Here is a 295-nt window from a genome sequence, read left to right as displayed (position 1 = left end):
GCCGAAGACTTCTACAAGGCCCTGGGTTACACCCGCGCCGGCGAAATCCCCGACTACGCCTGCGATCCGCAAGGCACGTATCGACCGACAGCCCTCTACTACAAGATTCTGCAAGGAGCCCGGCCATGATTCCCGGCCAGTACCAGATCCAGCCCGGCGACATCGAACTGAATGTCGGTCGCCGCACCCTCAGCCTGAAAGTCGCCAACAGCGGCGACCGGCCGATCCAGGTCGGTTCGCACTATCACTTTTTCGAAACCAACGACGCCCTGACCTTTGATCGTGCCGCCAGCCG

General features: G+C 61.7%; 2 pseudogenes. Both read left to right on the top strand.

Annotation, left to right across the window (positions count from 1 at the left end):
- Positions 1-129 (top strand): annotated as a pseudogene (locus DBR18_RS30110) (GNAT family N-acetyltransferase); the annotation flags it as partial.
- Positions 126-295, top strand: a pseudogene (locus tag DBR18_RS30105) (urease subunit beta); the annotation flags it as partial. The pseudogenes DBR18_RS30110 and DBR18_RS30105, both read left to right, overlap by 4 nt.

Origin of the sequence: Pseudomonas sp. HMWF021, assembly GCF_003061005.1 — a bacterium.
GTDB lineage: Bacteria > Pseudomonadota > Gammaproteobacteria > Pseudomonadales > Pseudomonadaceae > Aquipseudomonas.
The sequence above is the reverse complement of the archived record's forward strand: the minus strand, read 5'-3'. Positions and strand labels throughout refer to the sequence as shown.